Genomic DNA, 8,731 nt, shown 5'->3' with positions numbered 1-8,731 from the left:
CTCCGGTGACTGGATGCGAGTGTGGTAACCCACATCCTGCCGGAGGTCTTCATCTCATCTCGACCGTTCGCAACGTCCCAAGGAACTACATCTAGCCCACTCATGCAACAGCTCGACGCCATCGTCGCGATCGCGTGCGTCGTCGGTGTCATCGGTGCGGTCGTCCAGGTCTATCCCGGCCTCCTCATCGTCGCGCTCGCCGTCGCGATTTGGGGCGGCGTCACCGGTGGCACGTGGGGGATCTCGCTGCTGATTGCGTCTGTCGTAATCTTTGCGCTGGCGTCCCTCGGAAAGTTCTTCCTCGCGGGCAAAAGGCTCAAGCGCGCCGGTGTGGCGAACTCCTCGATGATCTTCGGTGGCGTGCTCGCCATCGTCGGATTCTTCGTCATCCCCGTGATCGGTGCAGTTTTGGGCTTCATCCTCGGTGTCTACCTGGGGGAGGGGCGCCGCTCGCGATCGTCCCAACAGGCCTGGGCGGCGCCCCTCGCCGCACTGAAGTCAGTGGGCCTCGCTATCCTGGTTGAGCTATTTGCTGCCCTCGTGCTGAGCGCACTGTGGGGCTGGGCCGCCTGGATGACGTAGAGGACGTATGGATTCGCTGTTTGATGAGCTCGTCGCTGCCGCTCGTGCGTCCGCTCCGCTGCCGCCGTCCGCGGTGTGGGAATCGGGTGAGGTCCCCGAGGCCTCGGCCGACGCCGATGCGCTGCTTGCGGGACTGAACCCCCAGCAGCACGAGGCCGTCACCCACACGGGCAGTCCACTGCTCGTCGTCGCCGGCGCGGGCTCAGGCAAAACGAAGGTCCTCACCCACCGCATCGCCTACGCGCTCGCGACCGGTCGAGCCCGCGCGGATCAGGTCATCGCGATCACGTTCACGAATAAGGCCGCAGCCGAGATGCGCGAGCGCGTCCGCTCCCTCGTCGGGCCGCAGGCGAACCGCATGTGGGTCTCGACATTCCACTCCGCATGCGTGCGGATCCTGCGCCGCGAATATCGGGACGTGCCCATCCGTTCGACGTTTTCCGTCTACGACATGCAAGATGCCCAGCGCCTCATGGCGCTGACGTGCAAGCGGCTGAACCTCGACCCGAAACAGTTCAACCCTAAACTGTTTTCCCGACGCGTCTCCGACTTCAAAAACGAACTCATCACGCCCGCGGACGCGGCAGCGCAGGCGCGCACGGATTTCGAGAAGAAGATCGCCGAGGCCTACCGGCTCTACAACGACGCCTTGCAGCAGGCGCACGCGATGGACTTCGATGACCTCATCATGCGCACTGTCCAGCTCCTGCAAAACAACCCGCAGGTCGCGCGCACCTATCGCCGCCGGTTCCGCCACGTCCTCGTCGACGAATACCAGGACACCAACCACGCCCAGTACATGCTCGTCCGTGCCCTCGTCGGTGCCGATGACGATGATGCGGGTGTGCCGCCGGCCGAACTCACGGTGGTGGGTGATTCCGATCAGTCGATCTATGCGTTTCGCGGCGCGACGATCCGCAATATCGAAGAGTTCGAAAAGGACTACCCGGACGCCCACACCGTCGTCCTCGAGCAGAACTACCGCTCGACGCAAAACATCCTGTCCGCCGCCAACGCCGTGATCTCCGCGAATGCTGGGCGCCGCGCCAAGCGGCTGTGGACCGACTCCGGCGATGGTGCGAAGGTCATCGGCTACGCGGCGGACTCCGAGCACGACGAGGCGCGGTTCATCGCCTCTGAGATCGATAGCCTCGCAACAGAAAACGTCAAGCCCGGGGACGTCGCGATCTTCTACCGCACGAACGCCCAGTCACGTGCGCTGGAAGAAATCTTCATCCGTACCGGCCTGCCCTACCGCGTCGTCGGCGGCACACGCTTTTATGAGCGCAAGGAAATCAAAGACGCCCTCGCCTACCTGCGAGCGATCGCGAACCCCGACGACTCCGTATCGATACGCCGGATCTTTAACACCCCGCGCCGCGGCCTGGGAGATAAGGCCGAAGCGACGGTCGCGGCCTACGCCCACGACCACGACATCTCGTTCGGGGCCGCCATCGCCGCCGCGGTCGACGGCGACATCCCCGGGCTCGCTCCGCGCACCATGAACGCGCTGCGAGATTTCCATGCGACGCTCAACGAAGTGCGCGAATTCGCCACAGATGCCTCCCCAGCAGAGATCCTCGACGCCGTCCTCGACCGCTCCGGGTACGTCGCCACGCTGCGCGCCTCCGATGATCCGCAAGATGAGTCCCGCGTCGAAAACCTCGCCGAACTGCACGCCGTTGCAGCAGAATTCCGCGAAACTCAGCCCGACGGCGATCTGGGAGACTTCCTCGAACGAGTTGCCCTCGTCGCCGATTCTGACTCCATCCCCGACGACGACGCCGGGCAGATCACCCTCATGACAGTCCACACCGCAAAGGGACTCGAATTCCCGGTCGTCTTCGCCTCCGGTATGGAAGACGGAACATTTCCGCATGCCCGTTCGATCGATGATGCGAGCCAGCTCGCCGAGGAACGTCGGCTCGCCTACGTGGCGCTCACCCGCGCTCGCGAGCGGCTCTACCTCACGCGTGCCGCCGTCCGATCCGCATGGGGGATGCCGCAGCAACTGCCGCCCTCTCGCTTCCTCGCCGCGATCCCCGAAGAGGTCGTTGACTGGCGTCGTGAGGTGGCCGGCGCCGAGGCCTTCCGCTCGACGTCAGAAACCTCCAGTCGGCTCTCCTTTGGCAGCGGCTACCGGCCCAAGACCTCCGACACCCGGCGGGTCCAGCGGGCGGGAGCCGTGCGCGCAACGGAGAAGGACGAGGAGACGATCCCGTCCTTGGAGGCGGGCGTCCGCGTCCTGCACGACTCCTACGGTCTGGGTACGGTTCTCGAGGTCACCGGCCAGGGGTGGCGCGCGGTCGCTAGTGTCGATTTCGGTGACGGGGCGGTCAAGAAGCTCATGCTGCGCTATGCGCCGCTGACAAAACTCGATGTGTAATGCCCCGGCGCGCCGAGACCGATAATGTTCAAGTTCAGCTTTAACCTTGAATCGTGGCAACACGTGTGAAGCCCACACGCGCCCCGCGTGCGGCTCGGCAGCCTGGTGGGCCCAGAAGAATAGAACCGGGGGATCGGCCGAAGGCCATCCCGGGACTTGATGGACTGCGCGCACTCGCAATCCTTGCAGTTCTCGTCTATCACCTGCGCCCCGCGACCCTGACGGGCGGTTTCATCGGCGTCGATATCTTCTTCGTCGTCTCGGGCTTCCTCATCACGACACTCCTGCTGCGCGAAGTCGCCGCCAACGGGGCCATCGATCTCAAAAGCTTCTGGCTGCGTCGCGCCCGTCGACTGATCCCGGCACTCGTCACGTGCGTCGTCGTCTCCGTCACCGCCGCCTTCTTCGTGGGTGGTGACCTCCTCGTGGGCATCGGACGCCAAACGCTCGGCGCGCTCACGTTTTCGACTAACTGGGTGGAGATCGGTGCCGGCAGTTCCTACTTCGCCCGCACCTCGCCCCAGTTATTCGTAAACTTCTGGTCGCTCGCCGTCGAAGAACAGTTCTATCTGTTCTGGCCGATCATCGTCGCAATCCTTTTGGTCGCGACGAAAACCGTGCGCACCCGCGTGCGGATCGTCGGCGCCATCGGTATTGCGTCGGCCGCGTGGATGGCGTTCAACGTCGCCCCGGGTACCGATGCGACGCGCGCCTACTACGGCACCGACACTCACCTGTTTGGATTGATGTTCGGCGCGGCGCTTGCCTTCATGTGGTCGCGCTACTCGATCCTCGACTCCCAGCTATGGCATCGCTGGCGTATCCCCGCCTCCCTGCTGGCGACCGCCCTGCTCGCGGTTCTGCTCGGCGTAGTGACGGAAGACAACGTCTGGACTTTCCGCGGCGGACTCGTTCTCGCGTCCTTCGCAACGACGATCATTATTGCGGCGGTGATTTCGGGGCGGCACCCATTCCTGCCCGTGATGGAATCGGTGCCGGTTAAGTGGATCGGGGCGCGCTCCTATGGCATCTACCTATGGCACTGGCCCGTCATTCTCATCCTCGCGGCGATGACACCTTCGGTCGTGCCCGACTCCGTTGCGTCCTGGGTGATGCGTGCGATAGCCTGCGCGCTGACGCTCGCTATCGCGGCCACGTCCTACCGCTACATCGAAACCCCGATCCGGCGCCACGGGTTTAGGGTGTGTGCCCACCGCGCCCTCGTCGCCGTTCGCTCCGCCCAGCACTGGCAGCCGCGGGCGATCGCCGCGACTGCGGCAGCCTGCCTCGCAGTCATGCCGGTCGCGATCGCGACAGCGCCCGAAAAGTCGGAAACCCAACTGCAGATCGAAGCGGGCGAAAAACTTTTGGCCGAAAAGGCCAAGCAGGACGAGCAGCCAGCAGAAGCCGCCCCGACCGAGTCGACTCCGGCCCCCGTGACAGCGTCTGAGAAAGCGACCGGCGATGGCGTCCACGACGACGGTGCCGGAAACGGCGATACGGCAAAAGCCGCCGACACGCTCGATACGGGCGTTCCGACGGGCAAGGAGATCAGTGCGTTCGGCGACTCGCTGCTCGTCACGACGATCCATGCGATGGAGGACCGATTCCCCGGAATCGCCGTCGATGCCAAGTCCTCGCGGCAATGGCCCGCCGGACTCCAGCAGATCCGCCAAGCCCTGGACGCGGGCAGGGTCCGCCGCGGGGTCGTCATCGCCCTCGGCACGAACGCCGGACTTCCCGACCCGAGCATGCTGCGCGACGCGCTCGATGCCCTCGGCACCGACCGCCTTGTCGTCGTCGTGAATATCTACGGCAAATCGACCTGGATCGATAGCGTAAACGCCGACATCGCAGCGATCGCTAATGAGTACGCAAACGTCATTGTCGCGGACTGGCATGGCGCAATCTCGGACAATCGCGGCCTCCTGCAAGCCGATGGCGTCCACCCCGGCATCAAGGGCGCGCACCTGTACGCCGATACGGTCAAAGCGGCCTTCGAGCAGCTCAGTGCGACGCTCACCTCGTCCTAGGACGTTGGTCCGCCCACAGTCGGCACGAATCTCTGCAAACACCCCCGGCTGGGGGCTAGGCTGTCCTTAGATGTCTTGATGTCGAGGCATTTTTATCCGAACACGGAAGGACTTTAGAAGCGTGGATCTCTTCGAGTACCAGGCTCGGGATCTCTTCGATAAGCATGGCGTACCGGTGCTCAGGGGCATCGTCGCGACCACGGCTGAAGAGGCCCGCAAGGCCACGGAAGACCTCGGCGGCGGAACCGTCGTCGTTAAGGCTCAGGTCAAGACCGGTGGCCGCGGTAAGGCCGGCGGCGTCAAGCTAGCCCACTCGCCGGAAGAAGCCGAAGAGGCCGCCAAGGCCATCCTCGGGATGGATATTAAGGGCCACACCGTCCACAAGGTGATGGTGGCCGAAGGCGCGAAGATCGCTGAAGAGTATTACTTCTCCGTCCTGCTTGACCGTGCTGAGCGCCGCTACCTCGCGATGTGTTCGGTCGAGGGTGGCATGGAGATCGAACAGCTCGCCGTGGAGCGTCCCGAAGCCCTCGCGAAGGTGCCCGTGGACCCGGCCGTCGGCATTGATGAGGCAAAGGCCCGCGAGATCGTCGGTCAGGCCAATTTCGCCGACGAGCTCAAGGACGACGTTGTCGCGGTCATCTTGAAGCTGTGGGACGTCTACACCGGTGAGGACGCCACCCTCGTGGAAGTCAACCCATTGGTGAAGACCGAGGACGGTCAGATCATCGCCCTCGATGGCAAGGTCTCGCTCGACGACAATGCGCGTTTCCGTCACCCTGAACACGAGGAACTCGTGGACAAGTCTGCGACGGACCCGCTCGAGATCAAGGCGCAGGAAGCCGACCTGAACTATGTCAAGCTCGACGGTGAAGTCGGCGTCATCGGTAACGGTGCCGGCCTCGTGATGTCGACCCTCGATGTTGTGGCCTACGCGGGCGAAAAGTACGGCGTCGGCCCCGCCAACTTCCTCGACATCGGCGGCGGCGCCTCGGCCGAAGTCATGGCCGCAGGCCTCGACGTCATCCTCGACGATGAGCAGGTCAAGTCCGTGTTCGTCAACGTGTTCGGCGGCATCACCGCGTGTGACGCGGTGGCCAACGGCATCGTGAAGGCCCTCGAGATGCTGGGCGACCAAGCTAAGAAGCCGCTGGTTGTGCGCCTCGATGGCAACAACGTGGAGGAGGGCCGCGCGATCCTCGCGAAGGCGAACCATCCGCTGGTGACCATGGAAGACACGATGGACGGCGCCGCGGCCAAGGCCGCCGAGCTGGCCGCGAAGTAAGGACGGAGCGCATCTCATGGCTATTTACCTCGATGAAAACTCCAAGGTCATCGTCCAGGGCATGACCGGTTCGGAAGGCCAGAAGCACACCAAGCGCATGCTCGGAGCTGGCACGACCATTGTCGGCGGCGTGAACCCCCGCAAGGCGGGCACCTCCGTTACCTTCGACGTCGTGCCCGCGGGCCCCGCGGCCGATAAGGTCGAAGCCGGCGAGAAGGAAATCCCGGTATTCGGCACCGTCGCGGAGGCCAAGGAGGCCACCGGCGCGAACGTCTCCGTGATCTTCGTGCCCCCGGCCTTCACCAAGGCCGCCGTGATCGAAGCCGTCGACGCGGGCATCCCGCTCGTCGTCATCATCACCGAGGGGGTCCCGGTCGCCGACACCTCGGAGTTCTTCTCCTACGCGCAGTCCAAGGGCGTTCGCCTCATCGGCCCGAACTGCCCCGGCATCATCTCACCCGGAAAGTCGAACGTCGGCATCACCCCGCCCGACATCACCGGCCCGGGCAAGATTGGCCTCGTGTCCAAGTCCGGCACCCTGACCTACCAGATGATGTACGAGCTGCGTGACATCGGCTTCACCACGTGCATCGGCATCGGTGGCGACCCGGTCATCGGCACGATCCACATCGATGCGCTCAAGGCGTTCGAAGAGGATCCCGAGACCGAACTCATCGTCATGATTGGTGAGATCGGTGGCGACGCCGAGGAGCGCGCCGCGGCCTACATCAAGGACAGCGTGACGAAGCCGGTCGTCGGCTACGTCGCGGGCTTCACCGCTCCCGAGGGCAAGACCATGGGACACGCTGGCGCCATCGTCTCCGGCTCTTCTGGCACCGCCCAGGCGAAGAAGGAAGCTCTCGAGGCTGTTGGCGTCAAGGTCGGCAAGACCCCGACCGAAACCGCGAACCTCGCTCGCGCGATCCTGCAGGGCAAGTAGTAGCCCATAGCGTAAGGCGCCGCCCGGAACCCCGGGCGGCGCCTCGCTCTGTCCGCTGCTCTGAGGCGTCAGCAGGGAGACGACGAAGGTCACGAGGCTGGCACCGAGGCCGATATAGATCGGCTCATTTTCGAGCGCACCGAACGTCAGCATCCCAATGACGACCGCGATCGTCCCGACGATCATTGCCGTCCACGCGTCCGTTGCCGTTGCGCGCTTCCAGATCAGGCCGCCAAGGATCGGAACGAACAGCCCACCGACGAGGAAGTCGTAGCCGATGACCATTCCCATGACGGGGTCGGTGAGGAAGACCGCCATGAACGTGACAAAGATGCCGAAGACCAGCACGTAGATGCGGTCAGCGTTAATGCCGCCTTCGTCGGCCAGCTGATCGTGTTCGGAGATGGCCTCCGCGGTCGACAGATCCTGGAGTTGGGCCTTGGCCTGTTCCTTGCCGCCGCGCAGCAAGCTCTTGACTACCGGAGCGATATCGACCCGCGTCACGGTCGCCGCGGCAATCAGGGCGCCGGAGGCCGTCGACATCATGGCCGCGACACCGGCAGCGAGCACGATGCCGCCAAGGACGGACGGCACGTAGCCGGTCGCGAGCAGCGCAAAGACCTCGCCGTAGTGGCCATCCTTCACATCGGGGATCACGACGCGTCCGGCCATGCCGATGACCGCGCCCGCGATAGCGTACAGTGTGGCGTAGATGGCCGAGGCGGTCCCGACCCACTTCGCGATAGCGGGGGTGCGTGAGGTGAAGACTCGCTGCCAGATGTCCTGGCCGATGAGCATGCCGAGGGTGAAGGTCACGAAGTAGGTGATGGCCATTTGGAACCCGATACCGGTGGGGAGAAGAAGGTCTCGGGCAGCGCCTCGACCAGGGCCCGACGCCGCCGGCATGGTACAGGCTGAAGGGGAGCAGGATAAAGAACATTCCGACCGTCATGAAAATGAACTACATCATGTCGGTCAGGGTGATCGACCACATGCCGCCGAACACCGAGTACAGGACGACGACACCGCCGCCGAGGGTGACCGCCCAGCCCCGGCCCATGCCGGGGAACATCACCGCGAAGACGGTCGCATAAACCGACGTGGAGTTGATCGCGAGCGTGAGCGTGTACAGGACCGTGATGAGGGAAGATACCTTGGCTGGGGCGCCGTCGCCGTAGCGCAGCGCAAGGACCTGGTTAATCGTGTACACCTTGACGCGGCGCACCGGGCCCGCGATAAACAGCAACAGGATCGGCAACCCGGTGGCAAGCGTGGTGACGATCCAAAGCGCCGAGATGCCGTACTGGTAGCCGAGCGCGACGCCGCCCACGGTCGCCGAGCCGCCGATGACGATGGCACTCATCGTGCCCGAATACATGATCGGCCCGAGGCAGCGACCCGCAAGGCGGTAATCCGGCTCTTCACAATCGAGGGTGTAGTCGGGGTTTGAATCCGCCGGCCTCGAGGAGGCTGCGGGCGATGTAGTGGGTCAGGTTCCGGAAGCC

At 64.3% G+C, this 8,731-nt stretch carries 5 protein-coding genes and 2 pseudogenes; 5 read left to right on the top strand and 2 right to left on the bottom strand.

Annotated features, from left to right (window positions below):
- Positions 1–102 precede the first annotated feature (102 nt).
- From BSZ39_RS11495 to sucD, 5 genes are all read left to right on the top strand, one after another.
- Positions 103–582 carry a DUF456 domain-containing protein gene (locus BSZ39_RS11495; RefSeq protein ID WP_073717463.1) on the top strand — a complete coding sequence of 160 codons (480 nt, stop codon included), beginning with the start codon at positions 103–105 and terminating at the stop codon, positions 580–582.
- A gap of 7 nt (positions 583–589) precedes the next feature.
- A complete protein-coding gene (gene pcrA / locus BSZ39_RS11490) occupies positions 590–2,968 on the top strand; it encodes a DNA helicase PcrA (protein WP_083603318.1) in 2,379 nt (792 codons plus the stop codon).
- A 53-nt stretch (positions 2,969–3,021) separates the two neighbouring features.
- Complete coding sequence (locus BSZ39_RS11485) at positions 3,022–5,001, top strand: acyltransferase family protein (RefSeq protein ID WP_158025191.1); 1,980 nt, start codon at positions 3,022–3,024, stop codon at positions 4,999–5,001.
- Positions 5,002–5,122: 121 nt separating this feature from the next.
- Complete coding sequence (sucC, locus tag BSZ39_RS11480) at positions 5,123–6,286, top strand: ADP-forming succinate--CoA ligase subunit beta (protein WP_073717462.1); 1,164 nt, start codon at positions 5,123–5,125, stop codon at positions 6,284–6,286.
- Between the two features lie 16 nt (positions 6,287–6,302).
- Positions 6,303–7,226 (top strand): succinate--CoA ligase subunit alpha, encoded by a 924-nt coding sequence (gene sucD / locus BSZ39_RS11475; protein WP_073717461.1) that lies wholly within the window; start codon positions 6,303–6,305, stop codon positions 7,224–7,226.
- A 498-nt stretch (positions 7,227–7,724) separates the two neighbouring features.
- Here sucD and BSZ39_RS15155 read toward each other — a convergent pair.
- Together BSZ39_RS15155 and BSZ39_RS11465 are read right to left on the bottom strand one after the other, a co-directional pair.
- Positions 7,725–8,060 (bottom strand): annotated as a pseudogene (locus BSZ39_RS15155) (sodium:solute symporter family transporter); the annotation flags it as partial.
- A gap of 127 nt (positions 8,061–8,187) precedes the next feature.
- A pseudogene (locus BSZ39_RS11465) lies at positions 8,188–8,625 on the bottom strand (sodium:solute symporter family transporter); the annotation flags it as partial.
- Positions 8,626–8,731 lie beyond the last annotated feature (106 nt).

This window comes from Bowdeniella nasicola, from assembly GCF_001907295.1.
Taxonomy (GTDB): Bacteria; Actinomycetota; Actinomycetes; order Actinomycetales; family Actinomycetaceae; genus Bowdeniella; species Bowdeniella nasicola.
This window is presented reverse-complemented; position numbering and strand designations above follow the sequence as displayed.

Bases quoted from the DNA above. Each gene is read 5' to 3' on its own strand.
- BSZ39_RS11495 (WP_073717463.1), top strand. From the start codon at position 103: ATGCAACAGCTCGACGCCATCGTCGCGATCGCGTGCGTCGTCGGTGTC.
- pcrA (WP_083603318.1), top strand. From the start codon at position 590: ATGGATTCGCTGTTTGATGAGCTCGTCGCTGCCGCTCGTGCGTCCGCT.
- sucD (WP_073717461.1), top strand. From the start codon at position 6,303: ATGGCTATTTACCTCGATGAAAACTCCAAGGTCATCGTCCAGGGCATG.